Source organism: Pedobacter arcticus A12 (assembly GCF_000302595.1).
Taxonomy (GTDB): Bacteria; Bacteroidota; Bacteroidia; order Sphingobacteriales; family Sphingobacteriaceae; genus Pseudopedobacter; species Pseudopedobacter arcticus.
The window spans coordinates 579,328-603,528 of the sequence record NZ_JH947125.1 but is presented as its reverse complement, the minus strand read 5'-3'; the positions used below and the strand labels follow the sequence as shown (position 1 = coordinate 603,528).

Here is a 24,201-nt window from a genome sequence, read left to right as displayed (position 1 = left end):
TTATACAGCTTGATTTGTTTTAATTGAACTTTTTGAAAATTTAAAAAAACTTTCTTTGATGATTTTGAAATTAAAAATCACAACGGCACAAACCAACAATCCGTAAGCAAATAATTGGTTAGCTTGGATGCGTTCGTTAAAATAAAAAAATGCCACACTAAATGCAACTACCGGATTAATATAAATCAAAATCCCTACGGTTGAAGAAGGTAAACTTGTAAGTGCAATTAAGCTGAGTAGCAATGGTAAAACTGTAAAAAAAGCTGATATGATAACGATATTTACCCAAAAAGATAGCTCAACAGGGATAGGTTGTGGAAAAACAAAGAATAGCGGAATAATTAAACCGAGTGCAACAATCATTTGAAAAGCTAACATATTCAGTTTATTGATACTTTGTATTTTACGCTGGATAATCAAAAAGAAGGCGTAGAAAGCGGCGGTAACTATAGACCACAATACTTCATGGACTGAGCCTGTTGCTAAAATAAAAATCGAGACCACAGCAATAGCGATGGCAATAACTTTAATCTTACTTAATTCTTCTTTCAGCAAAACAAAACCGCCTAGTGCTGTTATCAAGGGGCATATCATGTAAGCGAAAGCTGCCGATTTTAGATTTATACTGTTTACCACATAAATAAAGGTAAACCAATTGAGCGTAATAAAAACACCCGATACAACAATGAGAATAGCAAGGTTAGAAAAATCTCGCCCTTTAATGGAGCTTAAATAAGCAATATCTGTTTTTAGATTTTTTCTGTTAAAAAAAACAACTACCAAACTACTGATCAAAAAAGAAACAATAATTCTATAGTAAAGAATTTGATCTGCGTCGTAAGATTTTATCAACCTTAATGGGATAGACATAAAGCCCCACATCACATTTGCTGATAGGGCCGCCAACAAACCAATTGATTTTTTGCTCATTACATTTTTACAGCGATTGCTGAAATCTCTACATTAACGTTTTTGGGTAAGGTTTTAACAGCTACCGTTTCTCTTGCCGGAAAATCTTTGGTAAAATACTGTCCGTAAATCTCATTTACTTTAGAAAATGAATTCATATCACTTAAAAAGATAGATGTTTTTACTACGTTGATAAAATCTAGATCAGCTGCATTTAGCACAGCTTTTAGATTTGCCATTACCTGATGCGTTTCTTCTTCAATGTTAGCATCAACTAAATTACCGCTCTGTGGATCAATAGCAATTTGTCCTGACACGTATAAGGTATTACCTGCCATTATTGCCTGATTATAAGGTCCGATTGGTGCAGGGGCATTTTGTGTATTTATAACCTTTTTCATAATTATTTACTTAATATAAATATGTCTATTAATTTCCACAACACACCTAGAATAAAAACGATGATTACGAATTTATTTACCCAATGCATTGCTCGGATATTAAAATTAGTGGGTCTGTTTGAATCTTTTTTTCTAAAAAAGTACATACGCAAATTTATAAATAAAAAAAGGGAGTCTGCTAACAGACTCCCTTCTTTAAGATTAAAATTAATCTAATTATTTTGTTCTGAACTCAACACGACGGTTAGCTACACGACCTTCTTCTGTTGTATTAGAAGCGATTGGACGAGTTTCACCGTAACCTTTAGTTGCTATTTTCTTAGCATCAACACCAGAATTAACTAAGTAAGTTTTTACTGCGTTAGCTCTGTCTAAAGATAATTGCATGTTATAAGCATCAGTTCCTTCTGCAGAAGCGTGACCGTCTAACTGTAAACCAGCGTTTTTGTCTGCTCTTAAAGTAGAAGATACTTTATCTAAAGCTGTATAAGAAGAAGTTCTTAAAACTGAAGAGTTGTATTCAAACTGGATGTTATTAACACCAGCCATTGTAGCAGTTCCCATTGCTGGACAACCGTTTAACTCAGCAGTACCTTTTTCTAATGGACATTTGTCTTTCCAATCTGGAACACCATCGCCATCTGTATCTAACTCACAACCAGAACCATCAACTTTAGCTCCAGCTGGAGTGTTTGGGCATTTGTCTAAATGATCAGCAACACCGTCACCGTCTGAATCTTTTTTCAAATCTTCAACAGCTTGCTCAACGTTAGTAACACGTCCTTTTAAAGCTTCAACTTCTTGACGTAATGTAGGATCTTTTAATTCATCGTACATCATCGCTACTGGATTAACCCAGTTTAAATCTGCTTTAGATTTAGATCCTAAAGAGAATTCTAAACCAGCTCTCATTACAGAGAATTTATCTTTTGAATTTCCTTTTGCGTAAACACCATCAAAGTTGTCAGCATCAATAAACTTAGCATCGTAACCTAAGTCTAAAGCAATTCTATCGCTCAACTTAAATTTAACACCAACTCCTACTGGAATGTATGCTTGTCTGATGTAATCATTGTTATCACCAGCTGAACCGTAGTTTCCTTTGTTGCTTTTGTTTGCACCGTCTAAATTGTCACCAGTGTAAAGTTCAGGATTGTAAGCGATTAAACCGTAACCAACTTTACCGTAGAAATTAACTGCATTGGTTCTGTTTAAGAAATCAATAGTAGCAAGGTTAAAATAACCACTTAAATTAACGTCATACTGAACTTGAGTTTGAGCAGATTTGTAATACACACCTGGATTTCCGAATCCTGGAGCTAAAGTACCTGGACTAGGTGCTTTGTCAATATGGTTTACGTGACCTCTGTAACCGTTTAATTCTAAACCGAAAACATGACCAAATTGCTTTCTTAAAGCTAATCCGTAGTAACCACCAAGTTTGTACTCGCCGAAACCAACGTTGTCTCCAAAGTCATTAGTTCCACCTGTAATAACTGCAGGTACACTAACACCTCCGTTTAATCCAAGTGTCCAAGTACGATACTGTTTTTTTCCACCAAATGTTTTGGCAGAGCTAGATGTTGGTGTCTCTTGTGCGTTTGCTGCAACAGCAAAAGCAGTAGCTAAAGACAAAGCAACTGTTTTTTTTAATGTAGAGTAATTCATCATTTTTTTTTTAAGGTTAACAATTCTTAATTGTAATTTTTTGTAAAATTAATTATAAGTTTGATTTCAGCAAGTATTCAAATTCTGTTCCAAAAATTCATTTTGCAATAAAAACTTCCAAAATGAGTTATTTTCAACTTTAAACTATCGGCACCGATGAAACAACAAATCAGAGAACCAATTTTACACGGCAAAAATAGAGAAAATTTTTCTTTAAACCTTAAGAAAAATTCTTTATCAGTAATCAATGCAAGTGATGAGTACCCAAGAAGCGGGGATCAAACCTTTATTTTTAAGCAAAACCCCGATTTATTCTACCTTACGGGCATAGATCAGGAACAAACCATACTGTTACTTTTCCCCGATTGTCCTAATCCTTTATACAGAGAAGTCCTGTTTTTAAGACAGACAAATGAATATATTGCAGTATGGGAAGGCTATAAATACACTAAAGAGGAGGCAAAAAAAATATCGGGCATCAATAATATCTATTGGTTAGAAGAATTTTGGCCAATATTTTCATCGATTATAAATTATGCAGATAATATATACCTGAATACCAATGAGAATGATAGATATGCGCATACTTTAGCTTATCGCGATATTAGGTTTATTGAAGAAATGAAAGCCAAATATCCTTTACATAACTATGAAAGAGCTGCTCCAATTTTCAGAAAATTAAGACCTATTAAGTCAGCAACTGAACTAAATTATATACAGAAGGCTTGCGACATTACCAATGATGCGTTTAGGAGGGTTTTAAATTTTGTCAAACCCAACGTTGGTGAATGGGAAATTGAAGCTGAAATCATTCATGAATTCACTCGTCAGAAATCTACTGGCCATGCTTATTCTCCTATTATCGCTTCTGGCAAGAATGCATGTATTCTTCACTATAACAACAATGACCAGGTTTGTAAAGACGGAGAGGTTATATTATTTGATTTTGGAGCCGAGTACGCAAACTACAACGCTGATATGAGCAGAAGCATCCCGGTAAACGGCAAATTTAGCAAACGCCAAAAAGATGTTTATAACGCTGTACTCCATGTTATGAAAGAATCTATAAAAATGCTTGCGCCGGGAGTTATCTGGAATGCCTATCACGAAGAGGTAGGGAAAGTGATGACTGCAGAATTAATTAAATTAGGTTTATTAGACAAACATGATGTTGCCAAGCAAGACCCTAGAATGCCTGCTTACAAAAAATATTTTATGCATGGCAACTCCCATCACTTAGGAATTGACGTTCACGATTTTGCCAGTAGATACGATGCTTTCGCTGTTGGAAACGTTCTTACTTGCGAACCCGGGATTTACATTCCGGCTGAAGGCTTAGGAATCAGATTAGAGAACAATATATGGATTAGCCAGAATGGCCCCGTGGATTTAATGGCAAACATCCCGATTGAAGCTGATGAAATTGAAGCGTTAATGAATGCATAGTTCAAAAAAAGAGAGTTCCAGTATATTCTATTGGAACTCTAACTTTTTAACCACACTAAAAACCAACCGTTCGAAATCTCGGATATCTGGATCAAATTGCACATTGATTAATTGAGCTTAAAAAAATATAAATCGATACATTTGCGAATTATTTTAAAGCATGAAAACCTATTTCAGATTACTTTCTTTTGCTAAGCCAATCGGTAAGTTTGCAACTCCCTATTTCATATTTACGTTGCTATATGCATTGTTTAATACGGTAGTTTTTTCTTTATTGATGCCTGTTTTAAATGTTTTGTTTAAACAGTCGCCAGAAAATATTGCTGAACATATTGGCCAATCACCTACTTTTGATTGGACATTTCAATATTTCTCAGATCTTTTCAACTATCATTTCAACACCTACATCGCAATAAACGGACAAAAAGGAGCACTAATTTTTGTAGCCATTTCTTTAGTAATTTGTGTGTTGTTGAGTAATGTTTTCAGATACCTTTCTCAAAGGATTATGGAGAATTTGAGAATATATACGCTTCAAAACTTAAGAAAAACGGTATTTGAATCGGTCACCCGTTTACATTTACATTTTTTTAATAGCGAACGTAAAGGTGATATTATAGCGAAAATAACTTCCGATGTACAAGTGGTTCAATTTTCTGTCACCAATACTTTACAGGTAATTATTAGAGAGCCTTTATTAATTATTGGCTACATGTACCTTTTATTTAGCATCTCTGCCCAACTTACTTTATTTACACTTATATTATTACCAGTTTCTGGTTTGGTAATTGGCCGAATTGTAAAAAGCTTAAGGGCACAAGCTGCAGAATCTCAAAATTCTTTTGGGGTTATGGTAAGTTATGTTGACGAAGCCATTAGCGGAATGCGCATTGTAAAGGCATTTAATGCTTTGCCGTATATCAACAATAAATTCAATTCAGAAAACGATAAGTATTCTAATATTAATAAATCAATTGCCAAAAGACAACAAATGGCTTCTCCTGTTTCGGAGTTTTTGGGTGTTTTAACCCTTTCGGGGATTTTGATTTATGGCGGTTCTTTAGTTTTCGAGAAAAATTCGGGTATTACTGCCGCAGGTTTTATTACTTATATCGCTGCCTTTTCTCAGTTACTACGTCCCGCGAAAGCTATTTCAGATTCGTTTAGTAATATTAACCAAGGTTTAGCTGCCGGCGAACGTGTTTTAGATTTAATAGATACTCCTTCAACAATAACCGATGTTAAAAACCCTGTTGAGCTAATTGAGTTTAACAAAGAAATAGTTTTTGACAATGTTGATTTCTTTTATGGCGAAAAGCAGATTTTAAACAAGCTCAATTTTGTTTTATCGAAAGGTAAAACGGTTGCTTTGGTTGGCCCATCGGGCGGAGGAAAATCAACCTTATTAGATTTAATCCCACGTTTTTCTGACCCACAAGCTGGGACTATTTCTATGGATGGTGTTGATATAAAAACTGCTTCGCAAGAATCTTTAAGAAACTTGATGGGCATTGTTAACCAAGAATCTATTTTATTTAACGACACCATTTACAACAACATTGTTTTTGGCCGTAACGGTTTTACGCAAGAACAAGTTGAAAACGCCGCGAAAATAGCCAACGCTCATGAATTTATTGAACGAGCAGATGAAGGCTACCAGACCAACATTGGCGATAGAGGAATCAAACTTTCTGGAGGACAAAAACAAAGAATCTGTATTGCGAGGGCAGTTTTGGGAAACCCTCCTATTATGCTTTTGGATGAAGCAACTTCTGCTTTAGATACCGAATCGGAAAAATTGGTGCAGGAAGCATTAGATCATTTAATGGAAAACCGCACTACTTTGGTTATTGCTCATCGTTTAAGTACCATTAAAAACGCTGATTTAATTGTGGTGTTAGAAAATGGGAAGATTATAGAAACAGGCAACCATGAGGAATTGATTGGTAAAGGTGGGTTATATTATAAGCTGATTTCTATGCAGAGTTTTGAAGAGGGATAATTCTAATTTCCGACCAACCAGTAATCTTTCGAGTGAGATGCTTCCTATCGTCAGCATGACGGCGTGGATATTCAGTTCGTGATGTTGAACGGAGTGAAACATCTCAAGAAAGTACCTCTTCCAGGATCTCATGCGATTTTACCACCCCAAAATCCTCAATATGGAAACTGTAATATTCAATAATTTTATTCAACAAAACCTTACGAACAGAAGAACCAATCTTTAATTCTTCAAAATTTTCTATCGAATTTTTAAAAAGCTGCAACCAATACGTTTTTAAATCTGCTTCAATAAAAAAAGTATGTAGCGGTTGGTTCGCTACAAAAACACCGTCTTTTAAATCGAAGAAATTAAACTTTTCTGCGCCACCTAAATCCGGGTAAAACCCAAGAAAACGAGTCAGCTTTAACAAAAAAATTAAATGAAAATTGGCAACCCCATGTTCGCTATGATCTAACAGTTCTATGCTTTTTGCGATAAACTCAAACAGGACCTCATCCTCCTGCTGTTGCTTGATGGATTTGTAGATCATCTCGTTCAAAAAAATAACGATGCTACTTTTTACAATATCGTAAGGAATGCTTTGCAAAACCGGGGAACTGCTTACATCCTTTACCCTTTGCATATTCCCGTTAGGTTTGTGATAAACCACCATATCCAGTAAATGCATGGGTTGTAACATGTTCAGCGGAATTTTTGCTTTAGGTTTTTTAACGCCATTAATTAAGTAAGCTTGTAAGCCAAATTTTTGCGTATAGATTTTAGCGACCACGCTAGTTTCTGCGTAATTGGTGATTCTTAAAACTATTCCTCTGGTTTTGTGGAGCATATTATACTAAACATACGTTGTCAGGCTGAGCGGAGTCGAAGACTATGCAAATTACCCTTCGACTCCGCCCGGGGCGACAATTAACAAGATATTTTATAGTTAACATTAGCGCACAATCAAAATTTTAGCAACGGCAGAATCTGAGCCATCTTTATTAACAATCAATACCAGATAAACGCCAGAAGATGCCATTTCATTACTGAAGTTTTTACCGTTCCAAGTTGCCTGTCCGCCATTAGCAGTGGATTCGTAGACTAAAGTGCCGTTTATATCTGTTATTTTAATATTGGCATTTTCGGCGAGTCCTTTAATCCCAATATTACCTGTGAAACCTGGACGAACAGGATTCGGGTAAACGATAATTTTGCCCATTTTAGCAACAGGTGCGGTTGCATCACCTTTATAAGAGATGATACCGTTAGCAGTTCCAAAAAACACTTCGCCAGTTTCACCGTCTATCGCAATACTTAAAACTTGATTACTTAACAGCGGACTATTATCCTTGTTAAAAAACAAAATCTGCTTTGTCCCTTCCGGATTGAATAACCAAACGCCATTATCTGTTCCCATCCATTTTCGATTTGCCCCATCTACTGCAATACAATTTATGTTTTGGTCGGCAAGTAAAGGTTTTAAAAAACCGTCTTCAACCAAATTTGGGATTTCTACATTTGCACCCATCAATAAATCCTGAGGATTATAAGCCACCGCAACTCCAGCCTCGGTTCCAATCCAAACGGCTCCATCTTTATCTGAGACCAAACATTTCACATCTGTTCCGGGTAAAGCTCCGTTGTTATTTCCAAATCCAACTTTCCGAGTTTTTGAACCATCGAAGACCAACAAACCGCCAGTTCTTAGCTTAAGCCACTTATTATCTTCGTTATCGATTAAAAGACCTGTAACCGTAGTCATAGGATCGGGCAACACCGATGTGAAATCATAAGAAAGCCATTGACCGCTTGTGTTTTTCACAGATAAGGGCTTATTTACGCCATATTGCGTTACCCAAAGGCTATTTTTACTATCGAAAGCCAAACCATTTACACGGATATTTGTGGGATCGCCGATGGTCAACTGTAAAGTGCTATTGTTTTGATTAAAGGTTTTTAAAACTCCAGAAGCATCGAAAGCTAACACGCCGTTAACGTAGGAGCCTAAATAAGTGATCTTAGTATTTGCATCAAATGCACTGCACACAATATCACGAATTCCAACAAAGGCTGTGTTATTTCTACCGCTATTACTGATCCATTCCCCGTTGGCAAATTGAGAAAACCCATCGTTATAATATGCTGGGGCATAAGCCATAGAAATCGCCCCTGGAGCTAAAGTGAGTTTTCCATTTACATAATTCAAATTGGAAACATGTGTTGTATTTGGCCCGTTGGGCAAAAGCGCTTTAAATTCTTGGGCAGTAGCTTTCACCAATAATCCCCTAATTCCATCAACTAAATACATGGAATTATTTGGGCGAACAATCACGTCGTTCACTCGGTCAAAAGCTGACAAATCACTCAAATTCTCTACAATATTTTCTTGTTGATCATAGCTAATTGCTCTAAATGAGGCAATCGCTAACAACAAATTATTGCTTGTTTTCAACGTATTAACATTTGTACGAAATATATTGGTAAGTTGCCATGAATTATCTTTGTAACGGTAAATTCCATCAGTAAATAAACCGTATAGATTACCGTTAAAGGCAGTTAAAGAAGTACAAGCCCCATTCGGATAATTTTTTGTAGCATCGTGTTTTTTCCAACTGGAAGCATCTGCCAATAGCAGATTCGTTAAGCCTGCTTCGTAAACACCATCGGCAGTATTAGCGAAAATTGCATCGTCATTTATTGCGATGTTTAGAATTTCGAGATTTCCGTTTCCTAAATAGTAGGTGTCTTTTACTTCTCGCTTGTTTAAATCATAAACCACAATTCCAAAACTGCAACTTAAATATGCGTTTCCGTTGTTAAAAGTGATGGTGTTAATAGCTTTATTTCCTAACCCCGTTTTATCAAAGATTTCTGGCAAATGATAAATCTTCTGATTTTTGATTAGATCAAGATTAGCATTTTGATAGGCAACTAAAAACTGTTTGGAAGTTTGGTCGTACGCAACAAGCTTGGTATTTGTACCTGCAAGTCCGTCGATGGTGGAAAGTTTAGTAATTTCGTTTGTTTTTATATCAACTTTGAATAAGCCTCCGATAGTTGCGCAATAAATTTCATCATCAGAAGACTCGAGAGAAAGCGCATTGTTATAAGGCAAATGAGTACGCCACTGCCCCAATGCGACTTGTTGTGCGGAAATCCGCAGGCAACAGAACCAGATCAAAAGAAAGGGAAAAAGCTTTTTCATCTAAAAGCCTCTAAAATACGTAATTCTTAGGATTTGACTTATTCCATTTTAGCTTTTGTTTTTTCGCCGTAGCGTTTAAACATAAACAAGATATAGAGCACCAAAGCCACAGAAATCAGTATCATCCCTACGCCCAAAACGTATTTACCGTATAATTCGCTATAAAAATATAATGCTACACCTGCAAGCAGGACAATTAAACCTATCTTAAATATTGGTATTGATCTTCTGAGCATTTGCATTAGGCCTCCTTTTTTTATGTTGAATATACAAATTTGTGTCCAATCTCTTTTTTATCCGCAAAGTCCACGGAGGTTTTTACAAAGGTTGCAAGGTTGAATGATTTTTTTTTTAAAACCACAGAAAACGCAGAGCTCACAGAGCTGGGGAGTTTCTCTTTAATAAGAATCTCAAAACACCTAGAATCTTGCGTTAAGGATGGAAACGGCATCTTATTTTGTAGACCTGAGCCTAAACAAAAAAAGATACAGTGGACAGCCTGTTAAAACGCCCAAATAATTAATGTAGAAATATTTCCCACAAAATCCATAAATCAACTAAAAACCAATTAAATATGTTCAAAATTTGATACAGCAATGTTTAATTATATCTTATTTACCAAACGATTTCGTAAATTTGCAACCTTTAAATTTTGGAGATAGCGCAGATGTATAAAGAATATAAGCAATTAAATTTATCGCAGGTTGGGAAAGATGTTTTAGCCGATTGGAAGAAGAACGAGATTTTCGATAAAAGTATTCAGAACCGACCAGCATCTAAACCTTATACATTTTATGAAGGACCACCTTCTGCTAACGGAATGCCTGGAATTCACCACGTGATGGCGAGAGCGATCAAAGATATTTTTTGTCGTTATAAAACGTTAAAAGGCTTCCAAGTAAAGCGTAAAGGCGGTTGGGATACTCACGGTTTGCCGATTGAACTGGCTGTCGAAAAATCTTTAGGCATTACCAAAGAAGACATTGGAAAAAAGATTTCAGTAAAAGATTATAACGACGCTTGCCGAAAAGAAGTGATGCGTTACACTGACGTTTGGAATGATTTAACCGAAAAAATGGGTTACTGGGTTGATTTAAACGACCCATATATCACCTATAAAAACGAATATATTGAATCACTTTGGTGGATTTTAAAACAATTGCACCAAAAAGGATTTTTATACAAAGGATATACTGTGCAACCTTTTTCGCCGGCTGCAGGAACAGGTTTAAGCTCTCACGAACTGAACCAGCCTGGTACTTATCGTGATGTAAAAGACACTTCTATTGTTGCGCAGTTTAAAATTAGAAACCAGCAGATACACCCGCTAACGGATGTATTATTTGAAACGCCCGAAGAAGATACCAGCATGATTGCCTGGACAACTACACCTTGGACTTTACCATCAAATTGTGCGCTGGCGGTAGGCGAAAACATCAATTATGTAAAGGTGAGAACCTTTAACCAATATACTTTTTTACCAATTAGTGTGGTTTTAGCCAAAGATTTGGTGGCTAAACATTTTAAAGCTGATGCTAAAGACGCGTCTTTCCAAGATTACAATGGTGGTGATAAAATTATTCCTTGGGAGATTGTTGCCGAATTTAAAGGCGTTCAGCTTTTAGGGTTACGTTACGAGCAGTTGATGCCCTATGTAAGCAATGAAGCTTTAGAGAAAGACGCTTTCCGTGTGATTCCTGCTGATTTTGTAACTACAGAAGACGGAACAGGAATTGTACACATCGCTTCTGTTTTTGGTGCGGATGACTTTAGAGTTGCTCGCGAAGCTGGCGTACCGTCGGTAATGGTAAAAGATGAAAACGGAAACGAATACCCTTTGGTTAACAAGCAAGGTAAGTTTGTTGAGGAGGTTACAGATTTTGCTGGGCGTTACGTAAAAGAAGAATATTACAGCGATGAAGAACGCAAAGCCGAAGATTTTAGAGGAACAGATGTTTTAATCGCAATTAAACTGAAGGAACAAAATAAGGCTTTCGACGTTAAAAAATACGAACACAGTTATCCACATTGCTGGCGAACTGACAAGCCTGTTCTATATTATCCGTTAGACAGCTGGTTTGTAAAAACTACTGCAGTTAAGGATAAATTGGTAGAACGTAATAAAACCATCAACTGGAAACCAGAAAGTACCGGCACCGGCCGTTTTGGCAATTGGTTGGAGAATTTGGTGGACTGGAATTTATCTCGCTCCAGATATTGGGGAACTCCTTTGCCAATTTGGAGAACAGAAGATGGTGCGGAAGAAATCTGCATTGGTTCAATACAAGAATTAAGAACAGAGCTTTCAAAAGCTTTAGACAGTGATGAACTTTCTGTTGATGAAGCCCTAAAAAACAATACCTATTTACAAACTGTAGGAACGGGAGATTTTGATTTGCACCGCCCTTATGTGGATGATTTGGTTTTGATTTCTGCCAAAGGTGCAAAAATGCACCGCGAACTGGATTTAATTGATGTTTGGTTTGATAGTGGCGCCATGCCTTATGCGCAATGGCATTATCCTTTTGAAAATAAAGAAGAATTTGAAAATGCCTATCCGGCAGATTTTATTGCCGAAGGTGTTGACCAAACCCGTGGTTGGTTTTTCACTTTGCATACTTTAGCTACCCTTTTAGATGAAAGTAGTGAGGAAATAAAAGCAGTAAACGAGAAAAATCATAATAATGCCGTTGCTTTTAAAAATGTAATTTCTAACGGATTGGTGCTGGATAAAAACGGCAATAAAATGTCGAAACGTTTAGGTAATGCGGTTGACCCATTTATCACTATTGAAAAGTACGGTGCCGATGCAACGCGTTGGTACATGATCAGCAATGCATCGCCTTGGGACAACTTAAAATTCAACGAAGATGGTTTGGATGAAGTTCGCCGTAAATTCTTCGGGACACTTTACAATACCTACGCATTCTTTGTACTTTATGCCAACATCGATAAATTCACTTATGCAGAAGAAGATATTGATTTAGCAAACCGTCCAGAAATTGACCAATGGATTATTTCTTTGTTGAACACTTTAACCAAAGAGGTTGATGAGTTTTACAACGATTTTGAACCAACAAAAGCTGCCCGTTCTATCCAAAATTTTGTGGATGAACATTTAAGTAACTGGTTTGTGCGTTTAAGTCGCCGTCGTTTCTGGAAAGGCGATTATTCTGAGGATAAAATATCTGCTTACCAAACACTTTATACTTGTTTAATCACCATCAGCAAGTTAATGTCTCCAATTGCACCATTTTTCTCTGATCAGTTGTTTAACGATTTAAATTCTGTTAGCAACAAAGAAACTTTCGAATCTGTACATCTTGCTGATTTCCCGGTTTATCAAAACAGCTTAATCAATAAGGATTTGGAAGAAAGAATGCAATTAGCACAGGATATTTCTTCGATGGTGCTCTCTTTACGTAAAAAGGTGAGTATTAATGTTCGTCAGCCTTTGAGCAAGATTTTGTTGCCTGTTTTGGATAACGATTTTCAAGCAAAGGTGGAAAAGGTTAAAGAGTTGATTTTATCGGAAACGAACATCAAAGAAATTGAGTATATTCATGATACAGCAGGAATCATCAAGAAAAAAATCAAACCTAACTTTAAATCCTTAGGTAAAAAATTAGGGAAAGACATGAAAGTGATTGGCGCACAAATTAGTACGTTTACTGATGCTGATATTGTTGAATTTGAACAAAAAGGGTCGGTAACGCTTAACGCTGATGCAGATAGCTATACGATTTTACCAGAGGATGTGGAGATTATAGCGGAGGACGTACCGGGCTGGCAAGTCACAAACTTGGGCAAATTAACAGTTGCCTTAGATGTAAACATTTGCCAAGAATTAAAAGAAGAAGGCATTGCCCGCGAGGTAATTAATAGGATACAAAACTTAAGAAAAGACTTAGGTTTTGAAGTTACAGACAAGATAAATGTTACGCTACAGCGCAATGATTTAATTGCAAATGCTGTGGAAAATAATTTATCTTATATTTGCGCCGAAATACTAGCTACTTCTTTAAAAATAAGTGCTAATGTTACGGAAGGCCAAGTTATAGAAATTGAAGAAACAAAAATATTTACCATTATTAAGAAAGACTAACCATGGAAGAATCTAAACCTAAAAACCGTTACTCAGACTCTGAATTACAAGAATTCAAAGTTTTGATAACAGATAAATTAACCAGTGCTAAAGAAGAGCTTTTAGCTTTGACCAGTTCATTAAGCAATCCGAACAAAAACGGGACTGATGATACTGCCGGAACTTACAAAACTTTAGAGGATGGTTCGGCTACTTTAGAAAAAGAGCAGTTGAATCAATTGGCTGCCCGCCAAAAAAAGTTTATTGAAAACTTAGAAGCTGCATTGGTACGTATTGAAAACAAAACTTACGGTATTTGCAGAGAAACTGGTAAACTGATCCAAAAACAACGTTTAATGGCGGTGCCTCACGCAACTTTAAGTATTGAAGCAAAGTTAAAACAGAATTAATGAAGGGTTATACAAAACCACTTATTGCCATTTTCGTAATATTAATTGCCGATCAAGTTTTAAAAACTTGGGTAAAAACCAATATGTTTATTGGTCAGGAATTTCACTTGATTAAAAACTTTGCTATCATCCATTTCACCGAGAACAACGGAATGGCTTTTGGAATGGAGTTTGGTGGCGAGGCGGGAAAATTGGCTCTTTCCTTATTTAGGATTTTAGCTGTTGCTGGTATTGGTTACGGTTTACATCATTTAATCAAACACAAATACCACAGGGGTTTAATTTTAAACGTTGCCTTGATTTTTGCGGGTGCTTTAGGCAACATTATTGATTCCGTTTTTTACGGAGTGATCTACCATTACGAAAAATTGTTCCACGGACGGGTTGTAGATATGTTTTACTTTCCAATTATACAGGGGCATTTTCCACAATGGTTTCCAATTTGGGCAGGCGAAGATTTTGTGTTTTTCCGCCCGGTATTTAACATCGCAGATTCTGCCATATCTATCGGCGTGATTATGATTTTAATTTACCAGAAAGTTTACTTTAAAGAGGATATTAAAGAACAACCATCTATTAATAGTGAGGTTGTGGAGGATTAGGCTTTTTGTAAGCTGAAAGCGAAAAGCCGAAGGCTGAAAGCCTGAATGGAAATTTAAAATTTATGCCGTTTTCTGAAAAGAGAGCGGTTTTTTTTATATTTAGTTGTTGCGTTTTTACATAAATGCTCGTATTGCCGATAAACAGATTATTAATTTCTGGGGAACTCGAAATTAATTCACTTTGAAGGACTTATCAAGTTATGAAACATCATTATTCAATCCTCTTAATACTTTCTGTTTTTTTGCTTTCTTCGATGTCCGAGTGTAAAAAGTTTGAGGGGCCTGAAACAACTATAACCGGAAAAGTGATTGATGCGTACACTTCTGAAGGATATGCCAATGTGCATTTAAAATTGGTGAGACAGATACCCTCAATCGACATGATCAGATATGAGGATTTCGACAGCGTCGTTACAGATAATTTTGGTAGCTATCGCTTAAAGTTCACTCCGGCATTAGGGCAATACCGAATCCAGTTCAAAGACAACGACATAAAAAAATACGGGATAATTAGATCGATAGATGCTTCGGATATAGCAGACCTAAAGTTGGGAGAATCGAATACCGTAGATTTCAAGGTAAGTAAACTAATCGAACTCAAAATCAATCTTAAAAACAGCTCAGATTATAACTACAATAATTTTTTACTGGAATCCACAAATTGTTACTGTGTGTATTATCAAGCATCCTCGGTTTCCATAACTAAAGATACTATTGTCAGTTTCAGTGTGCCTCGCTATACCACGATAAAATTTAAGAATACCTTCTATACCGATAAAAAACCAGAATTTAAATCTACAGTTTTTACAATCACTACCCTCGGCTCTGACACAACCGTATTCGTAAATAACTAAATAGAATACGATCTTGTATAACTCAAATTTAAATTAATAATCCAAAAAACAACATCATCACATACTGCAAAATCAAAGTCCCATCTAAATAAAAGAAATAGTAATACTCATTCTTTTCCCATTTAGATTTAAATATTAACCAGCCCGTTAAAACTGCAGTTATTCCTAACCCGAAAAAATCCGCATCAAAACCTCGGTTTCTGAAAAAGAAAAGCAACACCATATAGGTCAACAGCATTACTTGACAAAAGAGATATGCTTTCTTCTCACCAAAAATCGTCGGGATAGTCCTTAGCTCATAAACCCTGTCCTGAAACATATCTCTTATATCGAACGGAACTGTGATTGCTACTAAAAATAAAAACCGCTTACAGTTTAGAATTGCTATATCCTGCCAAGGAAGATAAAATTGCTGGGTATTCTGCAGTTCAAAATAAGGTATCATTACCGAGCTTAATGCCCATACCGCAGCAATCAAAAACAACTTAACCGCGGGTACGTTCCTTAGTCCAAACTTCGTGTTCTTTGATTTAAAAAGGGGCATTGCATAGCCCAAAGAAAGGATACCCAGAAATACGTTGAGCAATTGCGACCTAAAACTGAGCATAAAAAACAGCGGAATTATCGCAACCAAAGCAACAATAGATATCCCAACGTTTAACTTATAGTTTCCAAAAATCCAGCGCACTCTTCTATACTCCGATTTCTCTGGATTTTTAGGACGCTGAATTAGAATACTAAAATTATAAGTGAGCAAGGTTGAGAAAAACAGGAAACCTACAACTACCCAAGAGGGCGAAAAACCCAACAAATGGTAGGTTAGTAAACCTTGCGCTAAAGCACCTAAAGAAATGAAAATATTGCTGAACAACAAAAAATCCAGCGGTCGTTGAAAGTACTTTATCATTAAAAAAAGGAATACTTAAGCTCTTCTAAGCTCAAATATCGTTATTTCGGGCAAAATTCCAACCCGGCCAGGATAGCCTAAAAAGCCATAACCTACGTTAACGTATAGTTTCTGTTTTCCTTCTTCATATAAACCGTCCCACTCATCATAAACATATTGTACTGGGCTCCATTTCACATATTCGCTTTCTACACCAAACTGTGCACCATGGGTATGTCCGGCAAAGGAAGCATCAATCTGTGGGTATTTTTGCAAAACTTCTGCTCGCCAATGTGACGGATCGTGAGATAAAAGCAGTTTAATCGGCAAATCATCAGTATTTTTAATCGCATCTTCCATTTTGCCAAACTTCGGGAAACGGCCTTTTCCCCAGTTCTCTATCCCTAAAACACCAATTTCTTCACCGTCCACTTTAACACGACGGTTTTCATTCATCAACAAATCCCAACCCATTAAAGCGTGTACTTTTTTAACGTCTGCTATGTTTTTGTTCCTAGCTGCTTCGCTTGACCATTTTTCATACATTCCATAATCATGGTTTCCTAAAGTAGAAAAAACACCCAGTGGCGCTTTTATTTTTGCGAAAATATCTTGATAATCCCGCATCTCATTCGCTCTACCATTTACCAAGTCACCAGTAAAAAACACCATATCGGGCTTTTGTTGCAACATCATTTCTACACCACCCAACACTGCTTTTTTATTGTAAAAACTTCCGGAGTGAACATCAGAAATCTGCGCAATGGTAACCCCATCAAATGCTTTAGGCAAGTTTTCAAACGCGAGAACCTGTTTGCGAACCCGATAATCATAAGCACCATAAGCAACGCCCCAACTCAAACTAGCAAAGGGCACTGCAGCAACCGCCATACCAGCTTTAACTAAAAACTCGGACCGTGGAATCGCATCCCTGTTTGGCTCAGTAATAGGCACTTCTGTTACTACTTTACGTTTAACAAAAACAGCTCCTCGCCTAATATCATCCACAAAAAGTATAATACACCAGACCAATTTGGTGACAAACGTAATAAAATAGGCCACCAAGATGACCGTTTTTAACGACAACCAAATATTGGTAAACGTTAGACTAATCACTACACCAAGCAGTAGCACTAAAGTGTAGCCAAACCAGAGGTGCTTAAAATTTTTCTTTTTTACTGCACTCCATTGCGGATAGATGTTTAAAACCGCCTTGTATATGTAAAAATCAAACGCTATTAGTGAAAGCGAGATAATACTTAATCCAATAATTTTTCCCATTATATTTCTTTGGGCGTTCCCGCTAAAAAGCGGTCGGGCTTTACGTTATAGTTTTTTGTCTATCCTTCGACTCCCTCTTCGACTCCGCTCAGAGTGCCATTTCTCAGGATGACAAAAAAGCTACCACTGCAATCCCTAACGCAAATTATTCTTAAATTTTAATTAATACCTGTCGTCAAAATTCCCATCATCATCATCCTCTGCAAACTCGGAGCTGAATAAGCTATTGAACATATCCTTAAACTCAAAACCTTTTTCTAAAAAGCCTTTGCTCACCAAAGAAAATTCTGCCAAACCATGCAACACAAATTCCATGTACAACAAAGTTTGGTTTTCGCTGATGTCTTTATGGAATTGCTTTACCACCTGTTTTAAACCGGGGACAGAATTCAATGCTTCTTTATATTCAACATCAGTAATATCATCCAATAAATTCAAACTATTTCCGCTACCGAACCAGTTGATAATATCCGCGTAAGGATTATCTTTCTTAGCTTTCTTCATCCGCTCTGGATCTGGAAAATAAGTCTGCAATAATGTTTTTATCGCTTTCCCTATTAAAATGTTGGCCACCTTAGCCGGACCTTCTAATTCACCTTCATAAACCAATTCTATTTTACCTGTAATTGCTGGAATCACCCCCAAAAAATCGCTGATTCTAACGACTGTGCTTTTTTCACCATTAATCAGCATTCTACGCTCGGCATGAGATATTAAATTCTCGTAAGCAGAGATAGTCAAGCGGGCAGAAACTCCGGATTTTTTATCGATGTATTCCGAATTCCTAGCTTCAAAAGCTATCTGCTCAATCAAATCCTTAACCAATCCGTCAGATTCAATAACTTTTTGTTCTGCTGTAATCGAAGCTTCCTGTTGCGTTATTTTCCTCGAAATTGCTACAGACTTTGGATAATGTGTTAAAATCTGACTTTCAATCCTATCTTTTAAAGGCGTTACAATAGAACCACGGTTGGTATAATCTTCTGGGTTTGCAGTAAATACAAACTGAATATCTAAAGGCAAGCGCAACTTAAATCCTCTGATCTGAATATCTCTTTCCTGCAAAATATTAAATAGCGCAACTTGAATTCTCGCTTGCAAATCCGGCAGTTCATTGATTACAAAAATACTTCGATGCGCCCGCGGAATCAATCCAAAATGGATAATCCGCTCATCAGAATAATGAAGTTTTTGCGTAGCGGCTTTTATCGGGTCAACATCACCAATTAAATCGGCAACGGTAACATCTGGCGTTGCCAATTTCTCGGTATATCTATCGCTACGGTGCCACCAAGCAATCGGCGTTTCATCCCCGTGGATCTCAATCGTGTTTTTACCTGCCCAACTTATTGGGTTTAAGGGATCGTCGTACAATTCAGAATCTGCAATATATGGCACATACTCATCCAAAAGATTTACCATCAAACGGGCAATCCTCGTCTTCGCCTGCCCTCTCAGTCCTAATAATAGTATATTATGTCGACTTAAAATTGCAGTCTGTAAATCAGGCATTACGGTATCTTCAAAACCAATAATCCCTTCAAAACCTAAATCTTTATCTTTTAATCGGGCAATTAAGTTTTCTCTTAGCTCTTCTTTTATAGAACGGCTTTTGTACCCCGATTTCTTTAATTCTCCTAGTGTCTTTATCATGGTGCCTCACCCTAAATCCCTCTCCGAAGGAGAGGGACTTGCTTATTTTGTGGTTTGTTTGTACTAAATTTATATCTTCTGCGTCGATAATTTGTCTTGATTCTTATGTCTTTGATCTTAGTCTTGATACTAAAATCTTGCTACTAAATCATCTAACAGTCTTTCTTCTGTTCTTTATGTAGTCTTCAAAAATGTATTCGCCTAATCCTTTTAATGAGCTATAAAATGCTCTGCCACCGTTTACTTCTGTAAATTTGCGCACAAACTGTTGCAGGTAAGGGTCTTTTGCAATCATAAAAGTAGTAATTGGAATGTTCAACTTTTTGCATTGAGCAGCCATAGTTAACGTTTTGCTGATTACTTTTTTATCCAAACCCACACTGTTTTTATAATATTTCAAACCTTCTTTTAAGCAAGTTGGTTTCCCGTCGGTAATCATAAAAATCTGTTTGTTATGCGTTTTTCTTCTTCTCAGAATATCAGTTGCCAATTCTAGCCCTGCATACGTATTAGTATGATAAGGACCAACTTGTAAATAAGGTAAATCTTTAACAGATATTGGCCACGCATCGTTACCAAACACTACAATATCTAAAGTATCTTTTGGATATCTTGTTTTAATTAATTCGGCCAAAGCCATGGCAACCTTTTTGGCTGGCGTAATTCTATCTTCTCCGTAAAGAATCATAGAGTGCGAAATATCAATCATCAGAACTGTTGATGTTAGCGTTTTATAATCACGCTCCTCTACTTCCAAATCTCGCTCGGTCATCATAAAATCACCGATGCCATGGTTAATTTGCGCATTATGGATAGAAGCCGTCATATCAATCTGATCCAAACTGTCCCCAAATTGGTATTCCCTCCTATCTGCATTTTTTTCTTCGCCGGTACCAGATTGTGGTGCGTTGTGATTTCCCTTCCCAGATTTTTTTAGCTTACCAAAAATCTCTTCCAAAGCCGACTGGCGGATAGTTTGTTCTGTTTTACCAGTAATTTTAAATCCACCTTTCGGGCCATCATCTCCTATATAGCCCTTGCTTTTTAAATCATCAATAAAATCACCTATCCCATAATCGCTTTTGGTGATATTATGTTGCTTATCTAGTTCGTTCATCCAAGAAAGTGCTTCATTTGCATCTCCTGCCGAGTAGTTTAAAAGCTCCAGAAAAAGTTTTAGCAATTCATCAAAGCCACCGTTTGGCAATTGTTTGGGAACATATTGTGAAAATCCGTAACCTCTCATCTTCTGCAATTGTTTTGAATAGCTATAACGATTTTATAAAGCTAAAAGTTTTGATTTATAATAAATGAATTTTGGATGATTGAAGAATTGAATGACAGAAGGATGATTAATTTTGAAGAATAGCGTAATTCAATTTTGAATGAGAGAAGGGTTGAATGACAGAATACTTAAAACCTTTAAACTTTTCACTTAATACCTAAAACCTACCACTTAAAACCTTCTCCTACAAATACCCCTCATCTGCAAAACTGAAATACCCTTTTCCAGCAAAAACCAGGTGATCTAAAATTTTGATATCCAACAATTCTCCTGCTGCTGCCAATTTTTTTGTTAAACTTAAGTCTTGCTGACTAGGTTTTAAATTGCCCGATGGGTGGTTATGAGCTAAAACCAGATTTACTGCATTGTGCTCAAGGGCTGCTTTAAAAATGATTTTAGAATCCACCACTGTACCCGATATTCCACCTTTTGATATCAGTATCTTGTTCATTACCTTATTGGTTCTGTTTAACAGCAAAATCCAAAATTCCTCATGCAACAAATCAGAAAAATACGGAGCCAAAATATTAAAACCATCTTTTGAGCAGGTAATTTTATCAGTAATTACAGTTTCAGTTTCCTTACGCCGCCTGCCTAATTCTAACCCTGCGATGATGGAAATAGCTTTAGCTTCGCCAATTCCTTTAAATTTGCATAATTCCTGAACAGATAGCTTTGCAATGCTGGCTAGATTATTTTGATACGTGTGTAAAATGCGTTTGCTCAAATCTACAGCAGATTCTGTGGTAGATCCAGAACCAATTAAAATGGCAATCAATTCAGCATCAGACAAACTTCGTCGGCCTAGGGCTAGTAATTTTTCACGTGGACGATCTTCCTCTGCCCAAGCTTTAATGGTTATTTTTTGTTCGTAGGGTAGACTCATAAAATAAATCTACAAAAAAAGCAAACAAAAAAAGGCAGAACTCTTTCTAAGAATTCTGCCCGTTAAAATATTTTTTATCTCCTATAAAGAGTTAGCGAACTTAGTCAGTTTTGACTTGTTGTTAGCTGCTTTATTTTTGTGGATAACGTTTTTCTTAGCCAAACGATCTAACATAGAAGTTACTTTAGGCAATAAAGCCAAAGCATCTTCTTTACTAACAGCACTACGCAACCTCTTAATGAAAGTTCTAGTAGTTTTTGCTTGGTATCTGTTACGTAAACGTTTAGCAGCGTTTGCTCTAATTCTTTTTAATGCTGATTTATGATTTGCCATTGTTAGCTTTTTATTCCTTTAAACATTGCCTCTATTGAGGGTTGCAAATATACTGGTAATATTATTAAAAGCAAATTCATTTTTAAAAAATTATTCTTTAAAAAAACCACTGATTATTAAATGCATACCTTAATTTTAAACCTTATACAAATAAACAGCTTTTAAGGCTCAAAAACGACTAGCGTAGCGTTTAGATTGTTTGATATATAAAAAATGAAAAATGAAAAACAAGCGTCTTATTCTTTTATTAATCATTCCTTGCTTGTTGCTCACAACATCTTGGGGCTTTTTTGGGCATCAAAGAATAAATCGCTTGGCTGTTTTCACCCTACCCAAAGACCTTATTGGCTTCTATAAATCTAACATCAACTACATTACTATTCACGCTGTTGACCCAGATAAAAGAAGATACGCAGATTCGCTTGAAGCACCCCGACATTACTTAGATGCAGACCATTACGGCACAGAACCTTTCAAAATTATTCCCAGAAAGTGGAATGATGCTGTAGCAAAACTAAGCGAAGACACTTTAAAAGCGTACGGAATTGTACCTTGGCAAATTCAACGAAGTTATTACAAACTCGTTGATGCATTTATAAATCGCGATTCGGTATTGATTTTAAAATACTCATCAGATTTAGGGCATTACATTGCTGATGCCCACGTTCCGCTACATACTTCTGAGAATTATAATGGGCAAATGACCAACCAAGTTGGAATACATGGCTTTTGGGAAAGTCGCCTACCCGAACTTTTTGCAGATAAATACGATTATTTTGTAGGCAAAGCCGTTTACATTAACAATCCGCTAAATAAAGCCTGGGATATTGTAGAAAATACCTACACACTTTTAGATTCAACACTTGCCGTAGAAAAAAGATTGAGCAAAAGTTTCCCTGCCGACCGCAAGTACACCTATAACGAACGCAACCGAAAGGTAATAAAAGAATATTCTATAGAATACTCCAAAGCCTATCATGATGCACTTAATGGGATGGTGGAACGCCAAATGAGGAGTTCTATTTTAAGCGTAGGTAGTTTTTGGTATTCCGCATGGGTTGATGCTGGGCAGCCCGACATGAAAAAACTCTTAAATACAGACCAAAGTGTAAAAGAGAGAAAAGAGGTGGAAGAAGAAGAGAAGAAATTTCAAAAAGGACAGATTATTGGACGGCCAGAAAATTAATTTTTAACAGCAACCTTATGCTGAAAACAACGTATAACTCCTTATAATATATAGGAGGCATACGTTGAAAAAGTCATATTTCATTATTTTATTATTAGCTACAATAGGCTTTAGCAAGCAATCTTTTGCGCAACAGATAAATGTTCAGCGAAACTCGCACTTTTTTGTGGGAGTTGACTTTAAAATAGCCACTCTTTTAACCAGCACAAGCATAAAATCTTTAATGACGATTAAAGCGGGCTACAACCAAAAAATTTCACCTTTGTTATTCGCAGGTCCACAAGTGGAAGCACTATTTATTAGATCTCCCGTTAATAAAGGAGCAAGAATTTCCTTGTTTGCAGGGCCTTCCACCGAGTTGGAACTAAAAACTTTAACCAAAATGGCACATTTAAGCAATACCAGCTCGTTTAGCGGAAAACTAAGTTGGGTATTTCCGCTTAATCCGCACAGTAGCGATTATACTTTTTTAGATTGTATCTCTGTTGGTGCTTCCTTCATCAACGACGACTTTTTAGGTTTTAACAAAAGTTCAATAGGCGTTAGTCTTGATTTTCAACGGTATGATATTGGATTTTACAACTCCCAAAATCGGATGATTAACATCAATACAAGTAGCACTACTAGCTTTTAGGGAAGGTTTGAAGCTTTTATCTTAAAGCTACATCAATCGCCAATTATTAGAGTTTTAAGGGCATTCCCAGCAAAAAAACTGGTCACGCTTTCCGCTGTATTTTTTTGGACTGATTCTTCGACTTGGCTCAGAATAGCCAAAAAAGATGCCACTACAATCGTTAATGCAGAGAATATCCTAGTTTAAAAATTTCCAAACTCATTCATAATAGCTGTCCTTATCGTCTCCTTGCTGGACAGATATTTTATTTTTCGGATAAACCAACCAACCAACCAACCAACCAACCAACCAACCAACCAACCAACCAACCAACCAACCATGTTTGCGCTAACGACAGCAATGGCATCCTTTTTTGCCATAAAGCGTTGGCAGATTGCAAAAAAGATATAATGGATGGCGTGTTAAAAGCGTCCTAATTTAAAAACCGTTTATTTTTCGCTCGTTTCCCAGCTATCAAATCACTTGATTAATAAAAATTTAAGGCAAAATTGACT

Annotated in this window: 22 protein-coding genes; 8 read left to right on the top strand and 14 right to left on the bottom strand. The window is 36.5% G+C overall.

All coding sequences use genetic code 11. The annotated features are described in order from the left end of the window. The 4 genes from B176_RS18960 to B176_RS0103830 form a co-directional block, all read right to left on the bottom strand. Entirely contained in the window at positions 1–930 is a 930-nt protein-coding gene (locus B176_RS18960; protein ID WP_017257456.1) for an EamA family transporter, read from the bottom strand. Beyond that, the gene (locus tag B176_RS0103835) at positions 930–1,310 is read right to left on the bottom strand and encodes a RidA family protein (protein WP_017257455.1); all 381 of its coding nucleotides are present in this window, start codon (positions 1,308–1,310) and stop codon (positions 930–932) included. The genes B176_RS18960 and B176_RS0103835 overlap by 1 nt, the downstream gene beginning before the upstream one ends. A gap of 2 nt (positions 1,311–1,312) precedes the next feature. Further along, positions 1,313–1,456 carry a DUF6728 family protein gene (locus B176_RS21530; protein ID WP_316928458.1) on the bottom strand — a complete coding sequence of 48 codons (144 nt, stop codon included), beginning with the start codon at positions 1,454–1,456 and terminating at the stop codon, positions 1,313–1,315. Positions 1,457–1,526: 70 nt separating this feature from the next. Then, complete coding sequence (locus tag B176_RS0103830; RefSeq protein ID WP_316928457.1) at positions 1,527–2,981, bottom strand: OmpA family protein; 1,455 nt, start codon at positions 2,979–2,981, stop codon at positions 1,527–1,529. A gap of 153 nt (positions 2,982–3,134) precedes the next feature. Here B176_RS0103830 and B176_RS0103825 point away from each other — a divergent pair, with 153 nt between their 5' ends. Continuing rightward, positions 3,135–4,424: an aminopeptidase P family protein gene (locus B176_RS0103825; protein ID WP_017257453.1), complete on the top strand. Its 1,290-nt coding sequence runs from the start codon at positions 3,135–3,137 to the stop codon at positions 4,422–4,424. Between the two features lie 160 nt (positions 4,425–4,584). Further along, entirely contained in the window at positions 4,585–6,426 is a 1,842-nt protein-coding gene (locus tag B176_RS0103820) for an ABC transporter ATP-binding protein (RefSeq protein WP_017257452.1), read from the top strand. A gap of 103 nt (positions 6,427–6,529) precedes the next feature. Here the strand turns inward: B176_RS0103820 and recO are convergent, their stop codons facing one another. The 3 genes from recO to B176_RS0103805 all read right to left on the bottom strand — a co-directional run bounded on the left by recO (position 6,530) and on the right by B176_RS0103805 (position 9,849). Continuing rightward, positions 6,530–7,255: a DNA repair protein RecO gene (gene recO, locus B176_RS0103815; RefSeq protein WP_017257451.1), complete on the bottom strand. Its 726-nt coding sequence runs from the start codon at positions 7,253–7,255 to the stop codon at positions 6,530–6,532. A gap of 105 nt (positions 7,256–7,360) precedes the next feature. Further along, the gene (porZ, locus tag B176_RS0103810; protein WP_017257450.1) at positions 7,361–9,613 is read right to left on the bottom strand and encodes a type IX secretion system anionic LPS delivery protein PorZ; all 2,253 of its coding nucleotides are present in this window, start codon (positions 9,611–9,613) and stop codon (positions 7,361–7,363) included. Positions 9,614–9,651: 38 nt separating this feature from the next. Continuing rightward, entirely contained in the window at positions 9,652–9,849 is a 198-nt protein-coding gene (locus B176_RS0103805) for a hypothetical protein (protein WP_154647879.1), read from the bottom strand. A 431-nt stretch (positions 9,850–10,280) separates the two neighbouring features. Here B176_RS0103805 and ileS point away from each other — a divergent pair, with 431 nt between their 5' ends. The 4 genes from ileS to B176_RS0103780 all read left to right on the top strand — a co-directional run bounded on the left by ileS (position 10,281) and on the right by B176_RS0103780 (position 15,563). Next, positions 10,281–13,718, top strand: a complete 3,438-nt coding sequence (ileS, locus tag B176_RS0103795; protein WP_017257447.1) for an isoleucine--tRNA ligase — start codon at positions 10,281–10,283, stop codon at positions 13,716–13,718. A gap of 2 nt (positions 13,719–13,720) precedes the next feature. Then, a complete protein-coding gene (locus B176_RS0103790; RefSeq protein ID WP_017257446.1) occupies positions 13,721–14,107 on the top strand; it encodes a TraR/DksA family transcriptional regulator in 387 nt (128 codons plus the stop codon). Next, entirely contained in the window at positions 14,107–14,709 is a 603-nt protein-coding gene (locus tag B176_RS0103785; protein ID WP_017257445.1) for a lipoprotein signal peptidase, read from the top strand. Before B176_RS0103790 ends, B176_RS0103785 begins: the two co-directional genes overlap by 1 nt. A 200-nt stretch (positions 14,710–14,909) precedes the next feature. Next, complete coding sequence (locus B176_RS0103780; protein ID WP_154647878.1) at positions 14,910–15,563, top strand: hypothetical protein; 654 nt, start codon at positions 14,910–14,912, stop codon at positions 15,561–15,563. Between the two features lie 28 nt (positions 15,564–15,591). On the opposite strand, the gene B176_RS0103775 is transcribed toward B176_RS0103780, so the two are convergent. The 6 genes from B176_RS0103775 to rpsT form a co-directional block, all read right to left on the bottom strand. Beyond that, positions 15,592–16,470, bottom strand: a complete 879-nt coding sequence (locus B176_RS0103775) for a UbiA prenyltransferase family protein (RefSeq protein WP_017257443.1) — start codon at positions 16,468–16,470, stop codon at positions 15,592–15,594. A 15-nt stretch (positions 16,471–16,485) separates the two neighbouring features. After that, the gene (locus tag B176_RS0103770) at positions 16,486–17,730 is read right to left on the bottom strand and encodes a metallophosphoesterase (RefSeq protein WP_017257442.1); all 1,245 of its coding nucleotides are present in this window, start codon (positions 17,728–17,730) and stop codon (positions 16,486–16,488) included. 162 nt (positions 17,731–17,892) lie between these two features. Then, entirely contained in the window at positions 17,893–19,383 is a 1,491-nt protein-coding gene (locus B176_RS0103765) for an AAA family ATPase (protein ID WP_017257441.1), read from the bottom strand. 148 nt (positions 19,384–19,531) lie between these two features. Then, entirely contained in the window at positions 19,532–20,629 is a 1,098-nt protein-coding gene (locus B176_RS0103760; protein WP_017257440.1) for a vWA domain-containing protein, read from the bottom strand. Between the two features lie 223 nt (positions 20,630–20,852). After that, complete coding sequence (gene radC / locus B176_RS0103755; RefSeq protein WP_017257439.1) at positions 20,853–21,554, bottom strand: RadC family protein; 702 nt, start codon at positions 21,552–21,554, stop codon at positions 20,853–20,855. A gap of 81 nt (positions 21,555–21,635) precedes the next feature. Further along, entirely contained in the window at positions 21,636–21,887 is a 252-nt protein-coding gene (gene rpsT, locus B176_RS0103750; protein ID WP_017257438.1) for a 30S ribosomal protein S20, read from the bottom strand. Positions 21,888–22,107: 220 nt separating this feature from the next. Between rpsT and B176_RS0103745 the strand changes: the two genes are divergently transcribed. Further along, positions 22,108–23,073, top strand: coding sequence for a zinc dependent phospholipase C family protein (locus B176_RS0103745; protein WP_017257437.1), 966 nt, complete (start codon positions 22,108–22,110; stop codon positions 23,071–23,073). Between the two features lie 64 nt (positions 23,074–23,137). Next, the gene (locus B176_RS0103740; RefSeq protein ID WP_017257436.1) at positions 23,138–23,707 is read left to right on the top strand and encodes a hypothetical protein; all 570 of its coding nucleotides are present in this window, start codon (positions 23,138–23,140) and stop codon (positions 23,705–23,707) included. A 182-nt stretch (positions 23,708–23,889) separates the two neighbouring features. Here B176_RS0103740 and B176_RS21655 read toward each other — a convergent pair whose 3' ends face one another. Beyond that, positions 23,890–24,066: a hypothetical protein gene (locus B176_RS21655; RefSeq protein WP_017257435.1), complete on the bottom strand. Its 177-nt coding sequence runs from the start codon at positions 24,064–24,066 to the stop codon at positions 23,890–23,892. Between the last annotated feature and the right edge of the window lie 135 nt (positions 24,067–24,201).

What these genes read in the sequence shown, in the direction of transcription:
- B176_RS21530 (WP_316928458.1), bottom strand. Translation starts at nt 1,456, where the DNA reads ATGTACTTTTTTAGAAAAAAAGATTCAAACAGACCCACTAATTTTAAT.
- B176_RS0103790 (WP_017257446.1), top strand. Translation starts at nt 13,721, where the DNA reads ATGGAAGAATCTAAACCTAAAAACCGTTACTCAGACTCTGAATTACAA.
- B176_RS18960 (WP_017257456.1), bottom strand. Translation starts at nt 930, where the DNA reads ATGAGCAAAAAATCAATTGGTTTGTTGGCGGCCCTATCAGCAAATGTG.
- B176_RS0103830 (WP_316928457.1), bottom strand. Translation starts at nt 2,981, where the DNA reads ATGATGAATTACTCTACATTAAAAAAAACAGTTGCTTTGTCTTTAGCT.
- radC (WP_017257439.1), bottom strand. Translation starts at nt 21,554, where the DNA reads ATGAGTCTACCCTACGAACAAAAAATAACCATTAAAGCTTGGGCAGAG.
- B176_RS0103835 (WP_017257455.1), bottom strand. Translation starts at nt 1,310, where the DNA reads ATGAAAAAGGTTATAAATACACAAAATGCCCCTGCACCAATCGGACCT.
- B176_RS0103785 (WP_017257445.1), top strand. Translation starts at nt 14,107, where the DNA reads ATGAAGGGTTATACAAAACCACTTATTGCCATTTTCGTAATATTAATT.
- B176_RS0103745 (WP_017257437.1), top strand. Translation starts at nt 22,108, where the DNA reads ATGAAAAACAAGCGTCTTATTCTTTTATTAATCATTCCTTGCTTGTTG.
- B176_RS0103820 (WP_017257452.1), top strand. Translation starts at nt 4,585, where the DNA reads ATGAAAACCTATTTCAGATTACTTTCTTTTGCTAAGCCAATCGGTAAG.
- B176_RS0103805 (WP_154647879.1), bottom strand. Translation starts at nt 9,849, where the DNA reads ATGCTCAGAAGATCAATACCAATATTTAAGATAGGTTTAATTGTCCTG.
- B176_RS0103770 (WP_017257442.1), bottom strand. Translation starts at nt 17,730, where the DNA reads ATGGGAAAAATTATTGGATTAAGTATTATCTCGCTTTCACTAATAGCG.
- porZ (WP_017257450.1), bottom strand. Translation starts at nt 9,613, where the DNA reads ATGAAAAAGCTTTTTCCCTTTCTTTTGATCTGGTTCTGTTGCCTGCGG.
- B176_RS0103780 (WP_154647878.1), top strand. Translation starts at nt 14,910, where the DNA reads ATGAAACATCATTATTCAATCCTCTTAATACTTTCTGTTTTTTTGCTT.
- rpsT (WP_017257438.1), bottom strand. Translation starts at nt 21,887, where the DNA reads ATGGCAAATCATAAATCAGCATTAAAAAGAATTAGAGCAAACGCTGCT.
- B176_RS0103825 (WP_017257453.1), top strand. Translation starts at nt 3,135, where the DNA reads ATGAAACAACAAATCAGAGAACCAATTTTACACGGCAAAAATAGAGAA.
- B176_RS0103765 (WP_017257441.1), bottom strand. Translation starts at nt 19,383, where the DNA reads ATGATAAAGACACTAGGAGAATTAAAGAAATCGGGGTACAAAAGCCGT.
- B176_RS21655 (WP_017257435.1), bottom strand. Translation starts at nt 24,066, where the DNA reads ATGGCAAAAAAGGATGCCATTGCTGTCGTTAGCGCAAACATGGTTGGT.
- recO (WP_017257451.1), bottom strand. Translation starts at nt 7,255, where the DNA reads ATGCTCCACAAAACCAGAGGAATAGTTTTAAGAATCACCAATTACGCA.
- B176_RS0103775 (WP_017257443.1), bottom strand. Translation starts at nt 16,470, where the DNA reads ATGATAAAGTACTTTCAACGACCGCTGGATTTTTTGTTGTTCAGCAAT.
- B176_RS0103760 (WP_017257440.1), bottom strand. Translation starts at nt 20,629, where the DNA reads ATGAGAGGTTACGGATTTTCACAATATGTTCCCAAACAATTGCCAAAC.
- ileS (WP_017257447.1), top strand. Translation starts at nt 10,281, where the DNA reads ATGTATAAAGAATATAAGCAATTAAATTTATCGCAGGTTGGGAAAGAT.